This window comes from Streptomyces sp. SID3343, from assembly GCF_009865215.1.
Taxonomy (GTDB): domain Bacteria; phylum Actinomycetota; class Actinomycetes; order Streptomycetales; family Streptomycetaceae; genus Embleya.
This window is the reverse complement of record NZ_WWJX01001602.1, coordinates 1-21,398: the sequence shown is the minus strand read 5'-3', so window position 1 is coordinate 21,398 and position 21,398 is coordinate 1. Positions and strand designations below refer to the sequence as shown.

16 protein-coding genes and 2 pseudogenes are annotated in these 21,398 nt (G+C 71.1%); 11 read left to right on the top strand and 7 right to left on the bottom strand.

Features of this window, described 5'->3' with window-relative positions:
• The first annotated feature begins 95 nt into the window (after nucleotides 1–95).
• From GT354_RS51090 to GT354_RS51080, 3 genes are read left to right on the top strand one after another with little or no spacing between them, the layout of a single operon-like run.
• Nucleotides 96–1,646, top strand: coding sequence for a peptidoglycan-binding protein (locus GT354_RS51090; RefSeq protein WP_161365175.1), 1,551 nt, complete (start codon nucleotides 96–98; stop codon nucleotides 1,644–1,646).
• On the top strand, nucleotides 1,643–2,428 hold the full coding sequence (locus GT354_RS51085) for an ABC transporter ATP-binding protein (RefSeq protein ID WP_346012539.1): 786 nt from the start codon (nucleotides 1,643–1,645) through the stop codon (nucleotides 2,426–2,428). The genes GT354_RS51090 and GT354_RS51085 overlap by 4 nt, the downstream gene beginning before the upstream one ends.
• Nucleotides 2,429–2,439: 11 nt before the next feature.
• Nucleotides 2,440–3,693: an ABC transporter permease gene (locus tag GT354_RS51080; protein WP_161365188.1), complete on the top strand. Its 1,254-nt coding sequence runs from the start codon at nucleotides 2,440–2,442 to the stop codon at nucleotides 3,691–3,693.
• Between the two features lie 48 nt (nucleotides 3,694–3,741).
• Here the strand turns inward: GT354_RS51080 and GT354_RS51075 are convergent, their stop codons facing one another.
• A complete protein-coding gene (locus GT354_RS51075; protein WP_161365173.1) occupies nucleotides 3,742–4,140 on the bottom strand; it encodes an SseB family protein in 399 nt (132 codons plus the stop codon).
• Nucleotides 4,141–4,364: 224 nt separating this feature from the next.
• On the opposite strand from GT354_RS51075, the gene GT354_RS51070 reads away from it, so the two are divergent.
• The 3 genes from GT354_RS51070 (at nucleotide 4,365) to GT354_RS51060 (ending at nucleotide 8,016) form a co-directional block, all read left to right on the top strand.
• Nucleotides 4,365–6,191 carry an acyl-CoA dehydrogenase gene (locus GT354_RS51070; protein WP_161365171.1) on the top strand — a complete coding sequence of 609 codons (1,827 nt, stop codon included), beginning with the start codon at nucleotides 4,365–4,367 and terminating at the stop codon, nucleotides 6,189–6,191.
• 138 nt (nucleotides 6,192–6,329) lie between these two features.
• A complete protein-coding gene (locus tag GT354_RS51065; RefSeq protein ID WP_161365169.1) occupies nucleotides 6,330–7,616 on the top strand; it encodes a M18 family aminopeptidase in 1,287 nt (428 codons plus the stop codon).
• 115 nt (nucleotides 7,617–7,731) lie between these two features.
• Nucleotides 7,732–8,016 carry a hypothetical protein gene (locus GT354_RS51060; protein ID WP_161365167.1) on the top strand — a complete coding sequence of 95 codons (285 nt, stop codon included), beginning with the start codon at nucleotides 7,732–7,734 and terminating at the stop codon, nucleotides 8,014–8,016.
• A 143-nt stretch (nucleotides 8,017–8,159) separates the two neighbouring features.
• Here GT354_RS51060 and GT354_RS51055 read toward each other — a convergent pair.
• Nucleotides 8,160–9,608, bottom strand: a pseudogene (locus GT354_RS51055) (thioredoxin-like domain-containing protein); the annotation flags it as partial.
• A gap of 154 nt (nucleotides 9,609–9,762) precedes the next feature.
• Here GT354_RS51055 and GT354_RS51050 point away from each other — a divergent pair.
• Nucleotides 9,763–10,320 (top strand): LURP-one-related family protein, encoded by a 558-nt coding sequence (locus tag GT354_RS51050; protein WP_346012538.1) that lies wholly within the window; start codon nucleotides 9,763–9,765, stop codon nucleotides 10,318–10,320.
• A gap of 9 nt (nucleotides 10,321–10,329) precedes the next feature.
• Here the strand turns inward: GT354_RS51050 and GT354_RS51045 are convergent, their stop codons facing one another.
• Nucleotides 10,330–11,103 (bottom strand): carbon-nitrogen family hydrolase, encoded by a 774-nt coding sequence (locus GT354_RS51045; RefSeq protein ID WP_161365162.1) that lies wholly within the window; start codon nucleotides 11,101–11,103, stop codon nucleotides 10,330–10,332.
• Between the two features lie 148 nt (nucleotides 11,104–11,251).
• On the opposite strand from GT354_RS51045, the gene GT354_RS51040 reads away from it, so the two are divergent.
• Nucleotides 11,252–12,064, top strand: coding sequence for a maleylpyruvate isomerase family mycothiol-dependent enzyme (locus GT354_RS51040; RefSeq protein ID WP_161365160.1), 813 nt, complete (start codon nucleotides 11,252–11,254; stop codon nucleotides 12,062–12,064).
• 79 nt (nucleotides 12,065–12,143) lie between these two features.
• Here the strand turns inward: GT354_RS51040 and GT354_RS51035 are convergent, their stop codons facing one another.
• On the bottom strand, nucleotides 12,144–13,466 hold the full coding sequence (locus GT354_RS51035) for an MFS transporter (protein ID WP_346012537.1): 1,323 nt from the start codon (nucleotides 13,464–13,466) through the stop codon (nucleotides 12,144–12,146).
• Between the two features lie 113 nt (nucleotides 13,467–13,579).
• Nucleotides 13,580–14,458, bottom strand: a pseudogene (locus tag GT354_RS51030) (dihydrolipoamide acetyltransferase family protein); the annotation flags it as partial.
• Between the two features lie 172 nt (nucleotides 14,459–14,630).
• Here GT354_RS51030 and GT354_RS51025 point away from each other — a divergent pair.
• Nucleotides 14,631–16,271 carry an MFS transporter gene (locus GT354_RS51025; protein ID WP_161355032.1) on the top strand — a complete coding sequence of 547 codons (1,641 nt, stop codon included), beginning with the start codon at nucleotides 14,631–14,633 and terminating at the stop codon, nucleotides 16,269–16,271.
• A 467-nt stretch (nucleotides 16,272–16,738) separates the two neighbouring features.
• Nucleotides 16,739–17,542: an SURF1 family protein gene (locus GT354_RS51020; RefSeq protein WP_346011872.1), complete on the top strand. Its 804-nt coding sequence runs from the start codon at nucleotides 16,739–16,741 to the stop codon at nucleotides 17,540–17,542.
• 50 nt (nucleotides 17,543–17,592) lie between these two features.
• Here the strand turns inward: GT354_RS51020 and GT354_RS51015 are convergent, their stop codons facing one another.
• The gene (locus GT354_RS51015) at nucleotides 17,593–18,351 is read right to left on the bottom strand and encodes a Sir2 family NAD-dependent protein deacetylase (protein WP_161355033.1); all 759 of its coding nucleotides are present in this window, start codon (nucleotides 18,349–18,351) and stop codon (nucleotides 17,593–17,595) included.
• Between the two features lie 158 nt (nucleotides 18,352–18,509).
• Here GT354_RS51015 and GT354_RS51010 point away from each other — a divergent pair, with 158 nt between their 5' ends.
• On the top strand, nucleotides 18,510–19,463 hold the full coding sequence (locus GT354_RS51010) for an FHA domain-containing protein (protein ID WP_161355034.1): 954 nt from the start codon (nucleotides 18,510–18,512) through the stop codon (nucleotides 19,461–19,463).
• A gap of 350 nt (nucleotides 19,464–19,813) precedes the next feature.
• Here GT354_RS51010 and GT354_RS51005 read toward each other — a convergent pair.
• Nucleotides 19,814–21,398 (bottom strand): HAMP domain-containing sensor histidine kinase (locus GT354_RS51005; RefSeq protein ID WP_346011873.1); only part of this gene is annotated, 1,585 nt, incomplete at its 5' end.

The following is a 21,398-nucleotide window of genomic DNA, read 5'->3' as shown; positions in this document are numbered from 1 at the left end:
CGATGCCCGGTGATTCCGTTCCGCATGCCGAGCCCGGAGACAGTCGGGTCCCGGGCCCGGCATCCGCCACCGTGAAGCGACGGCGAAGGCTTTTGATGACCGTCGCGGCAGCAGTTTTGCTGGGCGCCGGTGGGGTGGGCGCGGCGCGGTTCGTGAAGTCGCCGGGGGAGAAGGCGGCGGAGGCGAAGGCGCCTGCGGCCTCGGTGATTTCGGCGGTGGTGGAGCGGCGGGTGCTCTCGGACACGGTGGTGTTGCGGGGGACGGTGGTGGCGGGTCAGACGGTGGCGGTGTCGCCGCGGGTGTCGGTGGCCGGCGGCAAGGACGGTGGGGGCGGCGCGAAGCCGGTGGTGACCGGGGTTCGGGTCAAGGCGGGGGACGCGTTGGAGCCCGGTCGGGTGTTGATCGAGGTGTCCGGGCGGCCGGTGTTCGTGTTGCCGGGGGAGTTGCCGGTGTATCGCGATCTCAAGCCCGGCAGCGAGGGGCGCGACGTCGAGCAGTTGCAGGCGGCTCTCAAGGGCTTGGGGCACGAGGTCGGCTCGGACAAGGCGGGCGTGTACGGGGCGGGGACGAGGGCTGCGGTGGCCGCGTTCTACAAGGGCGCCGGCTACGACGCGCCGGCGGCGGGCGAAGGCGGGGACGAGGCGATCAAGGCCGCCGAGGAGCGGGTCACGGGCCTGGAGCGGTCGCTGTCGCAGGCGAAGGACGCGTTGCGGGCGGCGAGGGATGCCTCGGCCGCGGGTGCGGCGCCTTCGGGCGGGGCCGCGAGCGCGGGGGGTGCCGGGTCGACCGCGCCGCCCGCCGGTGACAAGGCCGCCGACAAGCCCGCCGACAAGTCGGGCGGGCAGGGCGGGACGAAGGCCGCCGAGCAGCAGGTGCGGTACGCGACCGAGGATCTGGCCAAGGCGAAGGACGCGCTCTCGGCGTTGAAGGCGAAGTCGGGCGCGATGCTGCCGGCCGGCGAGGTGGTGTTCCTGTCGCGGTTCCCGGCACGGGTGGACGCGGTGCACGTCGCGGTGGGCGGCGAGGTCAAGGAGAAGGCGCTGACGGTGTCGGCGGGTGACCTGGTCGTGCGCGGGCAGTTGTCGCCGAGCGACAAGGGCCTGGTGCGGCCCGGGTCGAAGGTGCGGATCCTGGCCGAGTTGTCGGGGGTCGAGGCGACCGGCGAGGTGCGCTCGGTCGCGGACGCGCCGGATTCCGGGGCCTCGCCGGGATCGGAGGGCGGTCAGGGGTCGCAGCAGGGCAGCGCCTCGGCCGGGGTGGCGAGCGGTCGGGGCTACGAGGTGATCGTGGCGCCCTCGGAGGCGTTGGACCCGAAGTCGGCCGGCCAGGACGTGCGGTTGACGGTCGAGGCCGCGACGTCGGGTGGTCCGGTACTGGTGGTGCCGTTGTCGGCGGTCTCGGCGGGGGCGGACGGGCGCACGGTGGTGACGGTGGTGGACTCGGCGGGGGTTCGGCGTCGGGTGGAGGTGCGGCCGGGTACGTCCGGGGACGGTTACGTGGAGGTCGCGCCGGTGGGCGGTGCGGCGCTGGCCGACGGTGATCGGGTCGTGGTCGGCGCCGCCCGCAAGGACGCGTCCTCGACAGGCGGCAACGGCGACAAGGGCGGTCCGGTCGTGGGCCTTCCGCAGAGTGGTCCGCGGTCGTGACGCGGGAGGGACCGGGCGAGGCCGTGGTGGAGTTCACGGGGGTGGGCCTGACCTATCCCGGGCCGCCGCCGGTGCCGGCGCTGCGGCCGTGCGATCTGGTGGTGGAGCGTGGGGAGTACGTGACGATCACCGGTCCGTCGGGGTCGGGCAAGTCGACGTTCCTCAACGTCGCCGGGCTGCTGGATCGGCCCACGTCGGGGACGTACCGCCTGGACGGCATCGACACCGGCGCGCTCAAAGAGCGCGACCGCACCGCGTTGCGCGGGTCGCGGATCGGTTTCGTCTTCCAGTCCTTCCACCTGCTGCCTTATCGGACGGCGGCGGAGAACGTCGAGTTGGCGATGATGTACCAGGGCGGGAAACGCTCGCGGACCCAACGCGCCGCCGCGGCACGGGAGTCCCTGGAGCGGGTCGGCCTGGGGCACCGCCTGCACCACACCCCCACCACCTTGTCGGGCGGGGAGCGTCAACGCGTCGCCATCGCCCGCGCGCTGGCCGCCGGCCCCTCGCTACTGCTGTGCGACGAACCCACCGGCAACCTCGACACCACCACCGCCGAAAGCGTCCTGACCCTCCTGGACACCCTCCACACCGACGGCATGACCGTCCTGGTCATCACCCACGACCACGCCGTCGCCGGCCGCGGCCAACGCACCGTCGCCATCCGCGACGGCGTCCTGAGCGAAGGCGACACCAACGCAGGCGTCACGGACGCCGGCGCCACGAGCGTTGCCCCCGCGATCAACGGCGTCCCGAGCGAGACCCGGGAGAACGTCGCGTGAGCCTGGACGAGATGCTCGAATCCGGCCCGGAAGCCCCCGCGCACCCACGGATCACCCCCTCCCGCCAACGCCCGCGCGACCTGTTCTCCGAGGCCCTCGCCGGCATGCTCCAACGCCCCGCCCGCTCGGTGTTGACCGCCCTGGGCACCGTCCTGGGCGTGGGCACCTTCGTCGCCATCCTCGGCCTGACCGCCACCGCCACCGGCCAGATCGGCGACCGCTTCAACGCCCTGACCGCCACCGAGGTCACCGTCGAGGACACCGGCGGCAAGGACGCGGCGACCCAGCCCCTGATGTTCACCCCCGACGCCGACAAACGCGTCGCCGCCCTCAACGGCGTCGAACACGCCGGCGTCTACTGGACCGTGCGCCTGCCCCCCGGCACCACCGTCCGCGCCGCCCCCGTCGGCCGCGACGCGAGCGGCCAACAGATCCCCGTCGTCGCCGCCTCCCCCGGTCTCCTCCAGGCCGCGGGCACCCACTGGGCCACCGGCCGCGGCTACGACACCTTCCACGACACCCGCGCCGAACACGTCGCCGTCATCGGCGAAGGCATGGCGAGCCGCCTGGGCATCACCACCCTCGACACCGCCCCCGCCCTCTTCATCGGCGACACCCCCTACACCGTCATCGGCATGCTCGCCGACACGGACCGCAAGGCCGACCTCCTCCTGTCCGTCCTCATCCCCCGCACCACCGCCGAAAAGATCTACGGCCCACCCGAATCCGGCGACCGCGCCAAAATGCTCGTCACCACCCGCATCGGCGCCGCCCGCCAGGTCGCCGACGAAGCCCCCTACGCCCTGCGCCCCGACGCCCCCGAGGCGTTCAAGCCCATCCCGCCCCCGGACCCGCGCACCCTGCGCGACAACGTCACCGACGACCTCGGCGCGCTCTTCCTGCTGTTGGCCGGGATCTGCCTGATCATCGGCGCGGTCGGCATCGCCAACACCACACTCGTCGCCGTCATGGAACGCACCGGCGAGATCGGCCTGCGCAGAGCCCTGGGCGCCCGGGGCCGACACATCGCCGGCCAGTTCCTCACCGAATCCGCCACCCTCGGCGCGCTCGGCGGCCTCGTCGGCACCAGCCTGGGAACCGTCACCGTCGTCGCCACCTCGGCCGCCAGACAATGGACCCCGGTGATCGACCCCACCACCGTCGCCGCCGCGCCCCTGATCGGCCTCGCCACCGGACTCCTCGCCGGCCTCTACCCCGCTTGGCGCGCCGCCCGCATCGAACCCGTCGAAGCCCTCCGCCGCTGAACGGTCACCCGGTCGGCGACCCGGCGGCCGGCAGCCGGTGACGGCGGCTCAGCCGTACATCCGCCGCATCGCGAACGCGATCATCTGCTCTATGGCCTTCGCGTCGAACATCACCCGATGCTCGCCGTCGAGGTCGAGCACGAAGCCGTAGCCGTTGGGCAGCAGGTCCAAGACCTCCGCGCCGGTGACCGTGAAGTGGCGGGAGTCCTCACCGGCGTACTTCTTCAGCTCCGCCAGCGAGCTGAACATCGGGATCACCGGCTCCGGAGTGTTGTGCAGAGCCAGGAAACCCGGGCGCTCACCTCTCGGGCAGAAGACCTTCGACGCTATGAAGATGGACTGGAAGTCCTCGCCGTTCATGACGCCCGTAGCGAACGCGCGAACAGCATCGGTGAGCGCCGGCGCCTCCGCCCGGGCTTGGGGTTCTTCCGTTGCGTAGCCGTACACACGACGAGGCTAGCGGGTCGCGGCCCGGGTTTGAGCCCTCCGTCGAGACGGTCACATGTATCACGTGTCGACGCGATGGGAACCTCTGGGGCATTGAAAAAGTTACCCATGGGTACGATCATTATGTTACCGACCAGTACCATGGCGTCGGTACGGTGCCAACAGACGACGCGACCGGCCACACCACACAGCCGGCGACGCAATCAACACGGGCGGAGCCTTCCATGGGTCACTACAAGTCGAATCTCCGCGACCTGGAGTTCAACCTGTTCGAGGTCTTCGGACGGGAAGAGGTCTACGGCGCGGGTCCGTTCGCCGAGATGGACGTCGAGACCGCCAGGTCGATCCTCGTCGAGGTCGAGCGCCTGGCCGTCAACGATCTCGCCGATTCCTTCGCCGAAGGCGACCGCAACCCGCCGGTGTTCGATCCGTCGACCCACTCGGTCACGCTGCCCGAGGCCTTCAAGAAGTCGTACAAGGCGTACATGGACTCGGAGTGGTGGCGCCTCGCGCTCCCCGAGAGCATGGGTGGCACCAACTGCCCGCGTTCGCTGCGCTGGTCGGTCGCGGAGCTCGTGCTCGGCGCCAACCCGGCGCTGTGGATGTACGCGGCGGGTCCCGACTTCGCGCAGGTGCTGCACTCGATCGGTACCGAGGAGCAGAAGAAGATCGCAGACCACATGGTCGACCGTCAGTGGGGTTCCACGATGGTGCTGACCGAGCCCGACGCGGGCTCGGACGTGGGCGCCGGCCGTACCAAGGCGATCGAGCAGGAGGACGGCACCTGGCACATCCAGGGCGTCAAGCGCTTCATCACCTCCGGTGACCAGGACATGACCGAGAACATCATCCACCTGGTGCTCGCGCGCCCGGAGGGTGCCGGCGCCGGTACCAAGGGCCTGTCGCTGTTCGTGGTCCCCAAGTTCCACTTCGACCGGGAGACCGGCGATCTCGGCGAGCGCAACGGTGCCTTCGTCACCAACGTCGAGCACAAGATGGGCCTCAAGGTCTCCACGACCTGCGAACTCACCTTCGGCGAGCACGGCGTCCCGGCCGTGGGATGGCTCGTCGGCGAGGTGCACAGCGGCATCGCGCAGATGTTCAAGATCATCGAGTACGCCCGGATGATGGTCGGCACGAAGGCCATCGCGACGCTGTCGACCGGCTACCTGAACGCGCTGGAATACGCGAAGGAGCGCTACCAGGGCGCCGACCTCGCGCAGATGACGAACAAGGCCGCGCCGCGTGTGTCCATCACGCACCACCCCGATGTACGGCGCTCGCTGCTCACTCAGAAGGCGTACGTCGAGGGCATGCGCGCGCTCGTGCTGTACACCGCGTCGTGGCAGGACCGGATCACCGGCGCCGAGTTGGAGGGCAGGCCCGACGAGACCGCGGACCGGGTCAACGACCTGCTTCTGCCGATCGTCAAGGGCTACGGCTCGGAGAAGTCCTACGAGCAACTCGCGCAGTCGCTCCAGACCTTCGGCGGCTCGGGCTTCCTCCAGGAATACCCGATCGAGCAGTACATCCGGGACGCCAAGATCGACACCCTCTACGAGGGCACGACCGCGATCCAGGGCCAGGACTTCTTCTTCCGCAAGATCGTCCGCGACCAGGGCAAGGCGCTGACCGTCGTGGCCGGCGAGATCCAGGAGTTCATCGGCGCGCACGCCGAGGGCGAGCTGGCCGCCGAGGTCAAGCTGCTCGCGACCGCCGCCGAGGACGTCCAGGGCATGGTCGCCGCGATGATCAACCAGCTCATGGCGTCCGAGCAGGAGATCGACTCGATCTACCAGGTCGGCCAGAACACCACGCGCCTGCTGATCGCGGCAGGCGACCTGGTGGTGTCGTGGCTGCTGCTGCGGCAGGCTTCGGTGGCGCTGGCCAAGCTGGCCGGCAAGCCGGGCCGTGACCAGGCGTTCTATCAGGGCAAGGTCGCCGCCGCGAAGCACTTCGCGCGCGAGGTCCTGCCGCTGCTGACCGCCCGGCGCGTGATGACCGAGCAGACCGACAACGACATCATGGCCCTGCCCGAAGCTGCTTTCTAGACAACCGAGGCCGCCTGCCCACCCCCGCGTTCCGGGGTGTGGGGAGGCGGCCTCCGGCGTGCGGCGGGGCGTAGTCTCGAAGGCCGAGAACCCGGAAACGATCTACGTGGTCCATCGACCGCGAGCCTTGGAGTGCGCATGACCTCGCCCCGTTTCGACCGGACGCACACCGACGACCTGATGGAGTTCGTCGCGGTGAGTCCGTCTCCGTACCACGCGGCCGCCAACGTGGCCGCGCGGCTCGACGCCGCGGGCTTTCTGCGGCTCGCGGAGACGGCCGCGTGGGACGACGGGGTGGGTGGGCGCTACGTGTTGCGCGGTGGCGCGATCGTGGCGTGGTTCGTTCCCGAGGGCGCCGAGGCCACGCGCGGGTTCCGGATCCTCGGCGCGCACACCGACTCGCCGACGCTGCGGGTCAAGCCGAACCCGGACACGGGAGCGGCCGGGTGGCGCCAGATCGCCGTCGAGCTGTACGGCGGGACTCTGCTCAACAGCTGGCTCGACCGCGACCTGGGCCTGTCCGGGCGGATCGTGCTGCGCGACGGCAGCGAGCACCTGGTGTTCGTGGACCGGCCGCTCCTGCGCGTACCTCAGCTCGCGATCCACCTCGACCGCCAGGTCAACGAGGCGGGCCTGCAACTGGACAAGCAGCAGCACATGACGCCGATCTGGGGTCTGGGCAAGGTCGACGAGGGCGCGTTGATCCGCTTCGTCGCCGAGGAGGTCGGCGTCGACGCGGCGCAGGTCGCGGGCTGGGACCTGATGGTCCACGACGTGCAAAGGCCCGCCTACCTCGGTCGCGACGGCGAACTGCTCGCGTCGGCCCGCCTGGACAACCTGCTCTCGGTGCACGCCGGCCTGGCCGCCCTGCTCGCGGCGGCGCACGACGGGGTACCGCACATCCCCGTGTTCGGCGCGTTCGACCACGAGGAGACCGGGAGCGAGTCCACCACGGGCGCGGCCGGGCCGCTCCTGGAGACCGTGCTCACCCGGATCGTCAGCTCGCGTGGCGGGTCGCTCGACGAGCGCGCCCGCGCGTTCGCCGACTCGTTCCACCTCTCCAGCGACGTCGGCCACGCCGTGCACCCGAACTACGTCGGGCGCCACGAGCCGGGCCACCACCCCGTGCCCAACGGCGGCCCGATCCTGAAGGTCAACACGAACCAGCGCTACGCGACCGACGCGCGTGGTCGGGCCGTGTGGGCCGCGGCGTGCGAGCGCGCGGGTGTGCCGTGGCAGACGTTCGTCGGCATCAACTCGATGGGTTGCGGCACCACCATCGGCCCGATCACCGCGGCCCGCCTGGGCATCGAGACCGTCGACGTCGGCGTGGCCTGCCTGTCGATGCACTCGTCGCGCGAGCTGTGCGGCGCCGAGGACCCGCATCTGTTGGCGTCGGCCGCGGCGGCGTTCCTGGAGAGCTGAGAGCGCGTCGGGAATCGGTCGGCATGGGTCGGCACACTCCGGGTAGGCGCGAGCCGACAGACAATCAGGCGCAGCGAAAACCCGCCGCACGTCAGCGGATCGGAGTGGACGACTCATGGGCATCGGAGCGGGCATCCTGTTGATCGCGCTGGGCGCGATCCTCACTTTCGCAACCGACTGGCACGCCTCCGGCATCAACATCGACATCGTCGGAGTCGTGCTGATGATCGCCGGCGTCGTCGGCATCGCGATGTTCCTCGTCGTGTGGGCCCCGCGTCGGCGCAACACCATGCTCAACCCCGGTCCGACGAGCAACTACCCGGTGGACGGCTACGTCGAGCAGCCGCCGGTAGAGCGGGTCGTCGAAGAGCGGCCCACGCGCCGCTACTACCGGCGCTGAGGCCGGCTTCCGCCGCACCACCGACCGCACCATTGCCGCACCACCCCCCCCAACGACCGCGGTCCCGGAGCAGACTCCCCCCTCCCCTCCGGGCCGCGGTCGTTCCCCGTGTGAGGTGCCTTGCGGTGGGCAACTCAGCCGGGGGGCAGGCGGGTTCGACGCACTCGATGGGCCGCGGACTCGACCACGGCGACGTACACGTCGTCGTCGAGGTCGGCGACCACCGCGGCCGCGGTGGGTTCGGCCAGGTTGCTCAGCAGGGTCGTCACCAGTTCGGTGGCGGGGTCGTAGCGGCGCAACGCGCCGTTGTAGGTGTCCGCGATCACCACCGACTCGTCCGGCAACACGTCGACGCCCAGCGGGTGTTGAAGCAGCGCCTGGGCGGCCGGTCCGTCGCGCAGACCGAAGTCGAACAGGCCGCGGCCGATCACGGTGTCGATCCGGCCGTCGACGAGCCGGCGCAGAGCCGAGCTCTCCGCGTCCACGATCCACAGCGTGTGCCGGTCCGGCGAGACCGCCAGGGCCGACGGTTGGGCGAAGTCGGCGGTGTCGACCGAGCCGTCCTCCATGCCCTCGTCGGTCGTCCCGGCCAACACGGCGACGCTTTCGCCCACCGGGTCGAACTCCCACAACTGATGCACGCCGGCCATCGCGATCACGATCCGGCCGCCGAACCACGCGACGTCCCACGGGCTGGAGAGGTCGATCTCGCGGGCCGCGCCGAAGTCGTCGGCGCCGCGGCGCCACTGCCGGCCGGTCCCGGCGACGGTGCGAATCGAGCCGGTCGCCAGCGAGACGCCGCGCAGCGCGTGGTTGACGGTGTCCGCGACGACGATGTCGTAGCGCACGTGGGCGGCGACCTCGGGGGGCAACAAGGCCAGGCCGTGCGGTTCGGCGAACATCGCGTGGCGTGGGCCGCCGTCGAGGAGGCCGCGCCGGCCCGTGCCGATCCGGCGCAGTACGGTACGCCCGTCGTCGGAGAGTTCGACGAGCGAGTGGTGGCCCGTGTCGGCGACGAGCAGGGCTCCCGAGGGCAGTCGCAGCACCGCGCTCGGGAAACGCAGGTCGGTGCGCGGTGGTTCGGAGTGGTCGTACTCCCGGACGTGGCGTCGCAGGGTGCCTTTGCCCTCGTGCTCGATCACCAACTCGCGGACCAGCGCCTCGATTTCGCCCGCGTGACCCTCGCCGGACAGCTGCGCGACGATGTAGCCCTCGGGGTCCACGACCACCAGAGTGGGCCACGCGCGCACCGCGTACTGCTTCCACGTGCTCAGTTCGGGGTCGTCCAGGACCGGGTGTCGCAGCTCGTGTCGCCGGACGGCGCAGACCACCGTTTCGTGCTCGGTCTCGTGCTCGAACTTGGGCGAGTGGACGCCGATCACGGTCAGTACGTCGTGGTGTCGCTCCTCGATGTCGCGTAGTTCCTCCAGGACGTGGTGGCAGTTCACACAGGCCGACGTCCAGAAGTCGAGCAGCACGATCCGCCCGCGCAGACCGATCAGCGTCGGGCCGGGGCCCTCGGTGTTGATCCAGCCACCGGAACCGGACAACTCGGGAGCCCGAACCCTGGCTCGGCGCGCGGTGCTGCTCATGATCCGAAGTGAACCACCCGACTCGGCCGGCGGCCCGCGCCCGAGGCGTGTGCGGGGCGCGCCCCACCCAACCGGGTGTATCCGTACGCCCGGGTACCCGCTTGGGCAGGGTGGGACTGAACGGCCGGATCGGGGGCATCCTGGCCGACAACGCGTGGCAACCGTGGAGGCAGCAGTGTTCGGCGACGAGTACGACGACGCACAGGTCTATCCCGGCGTGGCTCCGGGCCGATATCTGGTGCGCGAGAAGATGTTCGCCATCGGCGACGACTTCTGGGTCACGACGGAATCCGGCGACAAGGTATACCTCGTCGACGGCAAGGCGCTGACCCTGCACGACCGGCTGGAGCTCAAGGACGCCGGCGGCACGGTGCTCGCGACCGTGAAGAAGAAGATCGTGACGATCCATCACACGATGAAGATCGAGGACGCCACCGGCGAGACGGTGGCGACCGTGCGCAAGAAGATGTTCACGCCGCTGCACGAGGCGTTCGACGTCGATCTCGCGATCGGGGTCGAACTCACCGTGCGCGGCGACATGTTCAATCACGAGTACGGCATCACCGGGCCGAACGGTCCGGTCGCCCAGATCACCCGCAAGTGGCTGCGCGTACGCGACACCTACGGCATCGACATAGCGCCTGGCTGGGACCACGCCCTGATCATCGCGATCGCGGTCTGCGTGGATCGCCTGAGCGCCGACGAGGACTGAGCCGCGAGCTCAGAACACCCGGTTGCGCAGGACGGGGAAGTCCTCTCGGGTCTTGGCCACCAGAGCCGGGTCGATCTCGGCGGTCAACACCATCTGTCCGGTGCCGGCTTCGGCGACGATCTCGCCCCACGGGTCGATCACCATGCTGTGGCCGCCCATCGCTTGGCCGCCCTGGCTGCCCGTCGTGTTGCAGGCGAGCACGAACATCTGGTTCTCGATGGCCCGGGCCCGGGCCAACACCCGCCAGTGCTCCACCCGGCGGGCCGGCCACGCGGCCGGGATCACCAGCACCTCGGCGCCGGCGTCGAGGATGCGCCGGAACATCTCCGGGAAGCGCAGGTCGTAGCACGTGGCCAGGCCCACCTCGGCCCACGGCGTGCGGACCTGCGCTGTTTCGGTGCCGCGGGAGATCAGCGTCGCCTCGCCGCCGGTGAAGCCGAAGCGGTGGATCTTGCGATACGTGCCGCGCAGCGCGCCGTCGGGATCGAAGACGAGCGACGTGTTGTACAGATTCGCGTCGGCGCCACGCTCGATGATGCTGCCGGCGTGCAACCACACGCCGGCGTCGCGCGCGGCGCGTGCCATCGCCTGCGCGACCGGGCCGTGCACGCCTTCGGCACCGCCTTCCCAGCCGTCGTAGACCCACCCGGTATGCAGCCACAACTCGGGCAACACCACGAAGTGGTCACCGCGGCGACTGCGCACCAGAGCCGAGACCTCGGCCAGCCGATCCTCGGCGGGCACGGCCGGGTCGACGTCGAGTTGGACGAGCGAAACGCGCACTTTCCCTCACCTACACCGCTTGCTTCCCGCGAACGGGATGACCGCAGGAACTTTGGCAGCGTAACGTGCCTGCCAGGATCCAGGACCACGGCTCAGCAGCGGTCGCGTCCGTCCGCCGACCGGTGACGCAGCGACAACGAGGTACTACGTGACCAACGACCTGAAAACGCACGTCGATGCCTGGGAACACTCGGTACGTTCCCTCAAAGATCTGGTCTCGCCCCTGACCGAGGGCCGGTGGAGCAGCCCGACCGAGTGCCCCGGCTGGTCGGTGCGCGACATCGTGTCCCACATCATCGGGATCGAACTCGAACTCCTGGGCGACCCGCGCCCGATCCACACCCTGCCGCGCGATCTCGTGCACGTGCACGACGAGTTCGGCCGCTACGCCGAAATACCCGTGGACGTGCGGCGCTGCCACACCTCGCCCGAGATGACCGGTGAGCTGGAATACGTGATCCTGCGCCGGCGCCGGATGCTCGACGAGGCCGACCTGGCGCCGGAGGACGAGGTGCGCGGCATGATGGGCCGCAGCGTGACCTATCGCTTCCTGCTGGCCCAGCGCGTGTTCGACGTGTGGGCGCACGAGCAGGACGTGCGTCGGGCGATCGGGGTGCCGGGCAACCTGGACTCGCCGGCGGCGCTGATCACGCGTGACTTCCTCCTCGCGGCGCTGCCCCGGGTGGTGGCCAAGGACGCGAAGGCACCCGCCGGCGCGTCGGTCGTGTTCGACGTGAGCGGGCCGGTCGAGTTCATGCGCACGATCACGGTGGGCGAGGACGGTCGGGCCCGGCTGGACGGTCGGGTGCCGCTGGGGCCGCTGGTGGCCCTGTCCACCGACTGGGAGACGTTCGTGCGACTGATGTGCGGGCGGGTGCCCACGCATCGGGCCGACGTGAAGATCGAGGGCGACCCCGACCTCGGGCACCGGATCCTGGACAGCATGGCTGTGACGCCCTGAGCAGACGCCTTGAACAAGGGCGTCGAGGCCCTGGTCGAGAAGCCGTGAAGCCCCGGGGCCCGGCCGGGTCGTCACGGCGTCAGCCGAGGTCGGACACGGTCTCCCGCTCCGGCGTGCGCCCGGCCACGACGCAGCCGCTCGCGCGCGGCCGGCCGGCGGCCTCGACCTTGCGGGCGTAGCGCGCGACCTGTACGACGCCCAGCAGCAGTGGCACGACCTGCACCGCCATCGCGACGCGGAACGCGTCCAGGCTGTGCGCGCCCTCGCCCGGGTCGACCAGGTCCAGGACCAGGCCGATCGCGAACAGGCACAGCGTCGCGGCGGCGAACCCGCCGACGTTGACGATGCCCGACACGGTGCCCAGGCGCCGCGGCGAATTGCCCTCGCGGGCGAACTCCATGCCCACCAGAGACAGCGCGCCGCCCGGGCCGATCACCAACGCGAGCAGCACGAGCAGCCACATCGGCGCCGGGTCGGCGGGTATGAGCACCGCCGCCCACAGCACGCCGGCGAGCACCGGCATCCCGATGCACAGCGGCAACCTGCTGCGCGGCCGGCGGGTCACCAGCGGACCGACCACCACGCACGCGACCATGTTGATCACGATCACCACGCTCAGCAGCGTGCTCGCGGTGCCCTTGGACAGACCTTGGCCCTCGACCAGGAAGGGGAAGCCCCACAGCATCAGGAAGGTCTGTGGCATGAAGCCGCACACCCAGTGCGCCCACAGCCCGAGCCTGGTGCCGGGCTCGGCCCACGCCTCGCGCACCTGCGAGCGCATGCTCGGCCCGTCGACGGGTCGTACTCGCGGCGCGCCGCCGGGCGCGTCCCGCAGCACGAGCAGCACCACGAGCAGCACCACGACGCCGGCCCCGGCGGAGACCGCGAAGGTCTTGCTCCAGCCGAACGCGTGCAGCGCGCCGGCCAGTGGTGTCGCGCTCGCGAGGTTGCCGGCCATCCCGAGCAGCGCGGTCAACTGGGTGAGCACGGCCGCCCGGTGCGCGGGGAACCACACCGAGACCACCCGCAGCACGCTCACGAACGTCATCGCGTCGCCCGTACCGACGAGGAGCCGCGCGAACACCGCGCCCGTGAAGCCGTGCGCGAACGCGAAGGTGAACTGACCCGCCGTCATGAGCACGAGCCCCACCGCGAGGACCCGCTTGGCCCCGAACCGGTCGGTCAGCGCGCCGACGGGTATCTGTAGGCCCGCGTAGACGAGCAGTTGCAGCATCGGGAACAGCGAGAGCTGTGAGGCCGAGACACCGAATCGCTCCTGCGCGTCGATCCCGGCGACACCGAGGCTGCTGCGGTGGAACACCGCGACCACGTATACGGAAGCCGCCACCGCCCACATCGCCCAGGCGATGGCCCCACCGGGGCGGGACGGGACTGTGCTCACAGATGGCTTCACAGTACAAGCACTTTAAGGGAAGGTCCGAAAACACGACAGACCGGGCCCACTCGGGGCCCGGTCCGAAGCGTGTTCCACCGGCGGACGCGACCGCCGAGGGATCAGCCGCGCACGAACAGCAACTTGGGTCGCTCCAGCATCTCGGCGATGTCGGCCAGGACCCGAGAGCCCAGTTCGCCGTCGACCATGCGGTGGTCGAACGACAGCGACAGCGTGGTCACGTGCCGGGGCTTGACCTTGCCCTTGTGTACCCACGGCTGCTCACGGATCGCGCCGACCGCCAGGATCGCGGCCTCGCCCGGGTTGAGGATGGGCGTACCGCCGTCCACTCCGAACACGCCCACGTTGGTGATCGTGACCGTGCCGCCCGACATGTCGGCCGGGGAGGTCCGCCCTTCCCGGGCGGTCGCCACCAGTTCGTTGAGCGCGGTCGCGAGCGCGGCCAGGCTCTTGGCGCCCGCGTCCTTGATGTTCGGCACGATCAGCCCGCGCGGCGTCGCAGCCGCGATGCCCAGGTTGATCCGGTCGCGGATCACGATCTCCTGGTTGGGCTCGTCCCACGACGCGTTGACGTCGGGGTGCCGGGAGATCGCCACGAGCAGCGCCCGGGCGACCACGAGCAGCGGGCTCACCTTGATGCCCGCGAAGTCCGGCAGTTCGCGCAGCTTGCGCACGAGCCGGACGGTACGGGTCACGTCGACGGTGACCCACTCGGTGACGTGCGGTGCGGAGAACGCGCTCGCCACCATGGCCTGCGCGGTCGCCTTGCGGACGCCCTTGACCGGCACCCGCCGTTCACCCGCGATCGTCTCGCCCGTGCCCGTCGCCGAGAACACCGCCTCGACGGGGGCGGGCACGGCGGCCGGGCGCGCGGCGGCGTGCACGTCCTCGCGCGTGACGACCCCGCCCGGACCCGAAGGGGTCACCGTCGCGAGGTCCACGCCGAGATCGCGGGCCAGCTTGCGCACGGGCGGCTTGGCGGACGCGGCCGGTTCGGCTGGTTCGGCCGGTTCGGCTCGTTCGGACGGTTCGGCCGGTTCGGCTGGTTCCGATCGCTCGGACGGCTCGGACGGCTCGGCTCGTTCGGATGGTTCGGCTGGTTCGGCCGGGCAAGCCGACGGCGGAACGGTTCGAACGAACATCCCGGCCCGGATGGATCGGCTGCCCTGGGCCAAATGGCACTGGGTGGTGGTGATCGGACTCGGCACCGTCTGGATTCTGGACGGTCTGGAAGTCACGATCATCGGTTCGATCGGCGGTCGCCTCACCGAGGACGGTGCGGGGGTCGGTCTCACCACCGGCGACATCGGGCTCGCCGCGACGATCTACATCATCGGCGCGTGCGTGGGCGCGCTGTTCTTCGGCTATCTGACGGACCGTCTGGGCCGCAAGAAGCTCTTCCTGATGACGCTCGCGCTCTATCTCGCGGCGACCGTGGCAACCGCCTTCTCGATGAACCCGTTGTGGTTCTTCGTGTGCCGGTTCTTCACCGGGGCGGGCATCGGCGGCGAGTACGCGGCGATCAACTCCGCGATCGACGAACTGATCCCGGCTCGGGTACGCGGCCGGGTCGACCTGATCATCAACGGCTCGTACTGGCTGGGCGCGGCGTTCGGCGCGCTGTTGGCGATCCCGCTGCTGAACGAGGACCTGTTCTCCGCGAACCTCGGCTGGCGGCTCGCGTTCGGGCTCGGCGCGGTGTTCGGCCTGGTGATCCTGCTGGTGCGCCGCAACGTGCCCGAGTCGCCGAGGTGGATGTTCATCCACGGGCGGGCGGAAGAGGCCGACAAGCTGGTCGCGGGCATCGAGCAGGAAGTGGAGAAGGAGACCGGCAAGGAACTGCCGGCGGCCGACACCTACATCAAGGTCCGCACGCGGCACAGCATCGGTTTCGGGCAGATCGTGCACGCGATGGTTCGGCTGTACCCCAAGCGCTCGATCCTGGGCCTGTCGCTGTTCATCGGGCAGGCGTTCCTCTACAACGCCGTCTTCTTCACCCAGGCGCTCGTGCTCAAGGAGTTCTTCGGCGTCGCCGACAACCGGGCCCCCCTGTACATCATTCCGCTGGCGATCGGCAGTTTCGTCGGCCCGCTCGTGCTGGGCCGGTTGTTCGACACGATCGGTCGGCGGGTGATGGTGTCGGCGTGCTACATCGGGTCGGGCGTGCTGCTCATCGTGACCGCGTTGATGTTCCGGGGCGGTTCGCTGTCCGCGACGAGCCTGACCGTGTGCTGGTGTGTGATCTTCTTCGTGGCGTCGGCGGGCGCGAGTGCGGCGTATCTGACGGTCAGCGAGATCTTTCCGATGGAGACGCGGGCGCTGGCCATCGCGTTCTACTACGCCGTGGGTACCGGGCTCGGCGGTGCGATCGGCCCGCTGCTGTTCGCGAAGCTGGTCGACACGGGCAAGGAATCCCAGGTCGCGATGGGCTACTTCCTGGGCGCCGGGCTGATGATCGCGGCGGGGCTCGTGGAGATCTTCCTCGGAGTGGAGGCGGCGGGTCGATCCTTGGAGGACGTGACCCGGCCGCTGAGCGAGATGGACGACGAGGGTGGCACGGACGCGGACGACACGCGCGGACCGGGCGAGGGCGACAAGGACGCGCGGGAGAACCGGGCCGCGCGTGAAGGCGGAGACGGCGACGACGCGCCCAACGGCCGGGACGAGGACATCGAGACGGTGACCTGGACGCCGACCGGCTCGTCCACGAGCCAGACCGCGGCGCGGGGCCCGGCGGCGAAGCCCGGGATGACCGGGCGGCCGGACGCGTTGCGCCGGCGGCGCCGGCGGTGAACGCCTCGATCGCTCCGCCGAGGCCGCGCGGTGGGGTCGCGGGCGGTGGGGTCGGGGCGGTCGGGGCCGCGGCGGGGTCGGTGAGCCCGCGGCAGTCGGCGGGTCGCGCGCGGTGGGGATCGGCCGGGCAGCGGGGATCGGCCGGGCGGCGGGGTGGTCGGGTGGTCGGGTGGTGCCTCGGTCCGGGTGTCGGCGGAGGGTCGTGGGCGGTGTGCCCGGCGCTCGGGGGACACGGCCGGGGGCGGTGGGTACGGCCTCGGCGAGGCAACCGGGGGCGGTGCGTACGGCATCGGTGAGCCGACGGGGGCCGGTCGGTACGGCCTCCGCGGGACAGTCGGGGCCGGTGCGTACGGGCTCGGCCGGGTGGATCGGGGCCGATACGTACCGGCTTGGCAGCCGGGGCGGGGCCGGCGCGCCGGTCGCCCCCGGCGGGACGGACCGGACACTGTGAGGAGTACCGTGCTCGGGTGTACCGCTTCCTGCTGACGCCGCGCTGGATCGCCATGTTCCTGCTCGTGGTCGTGTTGATCCCGATCATGGTCAAGCTCGGCTTCTGGCAGTTCCACCGCCACGAGAACAAGGTCGCGCACAACGACCTGATCAGCGCGAACATCAAGCGCAAGCCCGTGCCCGCGGACGAGATCCTCGCCGTGGGCACGAAGGTGTCCGGTGACCTGCAATGGCGTCAGGTGACCGCGACGGGCGTGTACGACACCGATCATCAGGTGCTCGCGCGGGGGAGGTCGCAGGACGACAAGGTCGGCTACTACGTGGTGACCCCGCTCGTCACCGCCGACGGCCGCACCCTGCTGGTCGACCGCGGCTGGGTGGCCTACCCGAATTCGGCCACGGACCGACCCGACGTTCCGCCGCCGCCGTCCGGCCGGGTCACGGTCACCGGTCGGCTGCGCCCGGACGAGACCCGCAAGGACTCCGGCATCCAGGACAAAAGCACGCCCGAGGGCCAGGTGATGCGGATCTCCGGACCCGAGCTGGCCCGAAAGCTCCAGCACCCCCTGTTCGGCGGCTACATCGAACTGACCGCCGAGGCCCCGACGCCGGCCAAGGCCCCCGCGCTGATCCCGGAGCCGGACGACGAGGACCTCGGCCCGCACCTCGCGTACGCGGTGCAGTGGTGGCTCTTCGCGCTCGCGCTGTTGTCGATGTACATCAAGCTGATCCGCAGCGAGGCCAAGGAGCTGGAGGCCGAACTGGCCGCGCTCGACGCCGCGGCGAACGAGGACGAACACGAGGAGCCGGCGCGGGTGTAGCGGCTCTCGGGTCGACTCTCGGTTCGGTTCCCCGCCCGGTCTTCGGACTACTACAGGCCCTTGACCAGCTCCGGCAGCACGTCGCCGATCGGCTCGCGGATCACCGCGTCGGCGACCGCGTCGTACGGGGTCTCGCCCGCGTTGACGATCACCAGCTTGGCGCCGGACTCCTGGGCGACCCGGCACAGCGACGCGGCCGGCTCGACCTGGAGGGTGGTGCCCACGGCCAGGAACGCGTCACCGATCTGCGCCGCCATCGCGGCCCGTTCCAGGACGCCGTGGTCCAGGCCCTGGCCGAACATGATCGTCGCGGTCTTCTGGATGCCGCCGCACTGCAGGCAGCGCGGGTCGTCCTCGCCCATGGCGATCCGCTCCAGGGCGGCGTCGAGCGTGGTCTGCGTGGCGCAGTCGGTACACACGACGTAGAACATCGTGCCGTGCAGCTCGATGATCTTCTCCGGGCTGTTCCCGGCCCGCCGGTGCAGACCGTCGACGTTCTGGGTGACCAACGCGTTCAACCGGCCGCATCGTTCGAGGTCCACGAGTGCGGCGTGACCGGCGTTGGGCCCGGCCAGGCGCGCGGGATTGTCGCGGCGCAGCAACCACGAGCGCCGCCGGATGTCCTCGTCGCCCATGTAGTAGCCGTAGGTGACGAGCTTTTCGGCGTCGGGATCCTTGGTCCAGACGCCCTGCGGGCCCCGGTAGTCCGGGATGCCCGAGTCGGTGGAGATGCCGGCCCCCGTCAGCACGGTCACGCCGTCGTCGGCCTGCCGGATCCACTCCCGCACCACGTCGATCTCTTCGGTCATGCCACCGAGGGTAGCGAGCCCGTTCGGGTGACGGCCCGTCATTTATCCGGCGCCGATCACGCCGGGCGGCTTGAGTCGAAGGGGGCGCCTGGGCCACGCTGAAGCGGCCGGTGGGTGGGTTGTCCACGGAGAACGGATCGGCGCGGGGAGGGGGCCACATGGATCGCGTATGCGGGGAGGGGCACCGGTCGAGGTCGGGCGACCACTGCGACGAGTGCGGTCGGCCGACGCGGCCGGTCGCGGTCGCCTCCACGACGTGCCCGACGTGTGGTCGCCCGGTTCACCCGGCCGCGGGGTTTTGTGAAGCGTGCTGGGTCCATCAGGCGCCGACGGTCGACAGTACGGGCGACGTCGGCCTCCTCGTCGCCGCGGCCGGGGCCGGTGCGCTGCTCAAGCCCTTCCTGGACGCACTCGCCGCGTCGCTGGGCGGCCGGCTCGGCGAGAGCGCGGCCGCCGCGCTGTCCAGGATCTCGGTGCGTCGGCGGGGGCGTGACGGCGCCGACCTCGTCCTCGATCTCGATCCGGTTCCCTCCCCGGGCCACGACCGGGCGACCCTGGTCGAACTGCCGCCCGACACCCCCGCCGAGGCCCGTCGGGCCCTCCTCGCTCTCGACCTCACCTCCGACGCGATGCGCGGACGCCGACTGCGCTGGGATCCGAGCGCGCGCGGATGGTCGACGGTCGACGAAGCCGGCGGGCACTCCCCGGGCTGGTTCGCCACCGTCGCCGCCGACCGGGGTTACTACAACGCCACGGTGGCCCGTTCCGCGCCGGGCGTGGTCGACGCCTTCGACTTCCCCACGCGTCCCCGCCCGCGCCGGATCGAGCTGACCGCCGCCCGGATCACGATCGGCCGCAGCAGTCCCACTCGCGGCGGCACCTACGACATCGACCTGGCGTCCGACCCGGGAGACCCCGGCGTCTCCTTCCGCCACGCGGCCCTACTCGGCGAACCCGGCACCTGGACCCTCGTCGACCTGGGCTCCACGAACGGCACCCGTCTCAACGACAACGCCGCCCCGATCCCGATCAACGCCCCGATCACACTGCACCACGGCGACCGCATCCACGTCGGAGTGTGGACCACGATCACCTTGACGCACGGCCGGTGACGCACGGCGGGTGACGCACGGCGAGCGACGCAGGCGAGCGACGCGGGTGACGGGGTCGGCGGGTGGAAAGGGTCATCGATCGAGCTCGGCGTCCCGCGCGTTCGCCATCCGTTCGGAGGTCCAGGGACTCGTGCCCGTATCTGTGCTCGTACACCTACACCTACACCTACTCGTATTCGTACTCGTACTCGACGAAGAAATTCTGCTGCTTCCGGGAATGTCGTTCCCGTCAGCTCGGTCAGCCCCGTCCGATCAGCCCAGGGCGGCCGAGAGCCCGAATTTCTGATCTTGAGCGAGGGGCCCTGGGGATGGCAGCCGGGACGACGGACGGCCGTAGCGGTGGATACGGGTCAGGTCGGTGGGTCGTCCGTGCGGGCGGGGAGGAGCAGTCGGAAGGTGGCTCCGGCGCCTGGAGCCGTGGAGAGTTCCAGGCGGCCGCCGTGGGCCTGGGCCAGCGATTGGGCGATGGCCAGGCCCAGGCCCGCGCCCGCGCCGGTGTTTCGGCTGCGCGAGCCGTCCGCGCGGTAGAAGCGCTCGAAGGCCCGGCGGGCCTGCTCGTCCGTCAACCCCGGTCCGGCGTCCGCCACTTCGAGGACCACGCCGTCGGCTGTGGTACCCACTCCGATCCGGACCGCAGTGCCTGCCGGGGTGTGCGCGACGGTGTTGCCGATCAGGTTGGTGACCACTTGGCGCAGTCGGCGTTCGTCACCCATGGTCGGTGCCGGGCTTACCACTTCGCCGTCCGGACCGGTGAGCCGGACCGGTCGCGTGGGGTCGAGGGCGCGCAGATCGTGCAGGGCGTCGGCGGCGAGCGAACGCAGGTCCATCGGCTCCGGCCGCAGGTGCGCCGCGCCCGGGACGGACGCGGCGCCTTCGTCGAGACGGGCGAGCAGCAGCAGGTCTTCGACGAGGCGGCCCAGGCGCGTCGACTCGCGCTCGATCCGGTCCATCGCGCGGTCCACGTCCGCGCGTTCGGGCAGGGCGCCCATGCGGTACAACTCGGTCAGGCCCTTGATCCCGGTCAGCGGGGTGCGCAGTTCGTGGCTCGCGTCGGCGACGAACCGGCGCAGCGTGGCCTCCGACGCGGCGCGCGCGGCGACCGCGGTCTCGATCTGCGCGAGCATGCCGTTGAGTGAGCTGCTCAGGCGCCCGATCTCGGTGTCGGGCCCGGCGGTGTCCGGCACCCGGCGGCCCAGGTCGCCGCCGGCGATGGCCACGGACGTCTCCTCGATCCGGCGCAGGGGGCGCAGCCCGGCCTTGACCGCGAAGAAGCCGAGCAGCGTGAGCAGGGCGAGCGTCGCGGCCGTGATGACCAGGCACACCGACCGCACCCGGTGCACGGTCGCGTCCACCTCGTCGAGCGAGGCCGCGACCAGCAGGCCCGAGCCGGGGTTGCCGGTGGTACGGGGCAGCGCGAGCACTCGCCACGGGGTGCCGTCGTCGGCACGCAGGTCGAACGGACGCCCGGCCCGCCGCCCGATCGCCGCGGTGTTCAGGGTCGGTGGCGTCGGGGGCGGATCGTCTCGGTGCGCGCCGGCCCGACCGCTCTGCTCGATCCGGCCGTCCGGGGCCAGATAGGCGATGTACAGGTCGCCGACCAGGTCGAGCGGTCGGGCCGGCGACGGGTCGTGTGGTGGGGCCCGTGACGGTTGCGGTGGCTGTCCGAAGCCGGCCAGGAACTGCGGGGGTACGCCGGCCGTGAACCGTCCGACGGAGCGCAGTTGGTTGTCCACCCGGTCCACCAGGGGCGCGCGCAGCGACGCGAGTACGACCGCGTCGCTGACCAACAGCCCGATCGCGAGCAGACCCACGACCAGCAGCAGCACCCGCGCGCGCAACGAGCGGCGGCCGAACGCGCGTCGACACCGCCGGGGCAACCCGGACCACCGGCGCGACGGCCTTACGCGGCGCGCACCGGTCGTTTCGGCGGGGCGG

What these genes read in the sequence shown, in the direction of transcription:
- GT354_RS51025 (WP_161355032.1), top strand. Translation starts at nt 14,631, where the DNA reads ATGGATCGGCTGCCCTGGGCCAAATGGCACTGGGTGGTGGTGATCGGA.
- GT354_RS51065 (WP_161365169.1), top strand. Translation starts at nt 6,330, where the DNA reads ATGACCTCGCCCCGTTTCGACCGGACGCACACCGACGACCTGATGGAG.
- GT354_RS51080 (WP_161365188.1), top strand. Translation starts at nt 2,440, where the DNA reads ATGCTCGAATCCGGCCCGGAAGCCCCCGCGCACCCACGGATCACCCCC.
- GT354_RS51010 (WP_161355034.1), top strand. Translation starts at nt 18,510, where the DNA reads ATGGATCGCGTATGCGGGGAGGGGCACCGGTCGAGGTCGGGCGACCAC.
- GT354_RS51060 (WP_161365167.1), top strand. Translation starts at nt 7,732, where the DNA reads ATGGGCATCGGAGCGGGCATCCTGTTGATCGCGCTGGGCGCGATCCTC.
- GT354_RS51070 (WP_161365171.1), top strand. Translation starts at nt 4,365, where the DNA reads ATGGGTCACTACAAGTCGAATCTCCGCGACCTGGAGTTCAACCTGTTC.
- GT354_RS51015 (WP_161355033.1), bottom strand. Translation starts at nt 18,351, where the DNA reads ATGACCGAAGAGATCGACGTGGTGCGGGAGTGGATCCGGCAGGCCGAC.
- GT354_RS51090 (WP_161365175.1), top strand. Translation starts at nt 96, where the DNA reads ATGACCGTCGCGGCAGCAGTTTTGCTGGGCGCCGGTGGGGTGGGCGCG.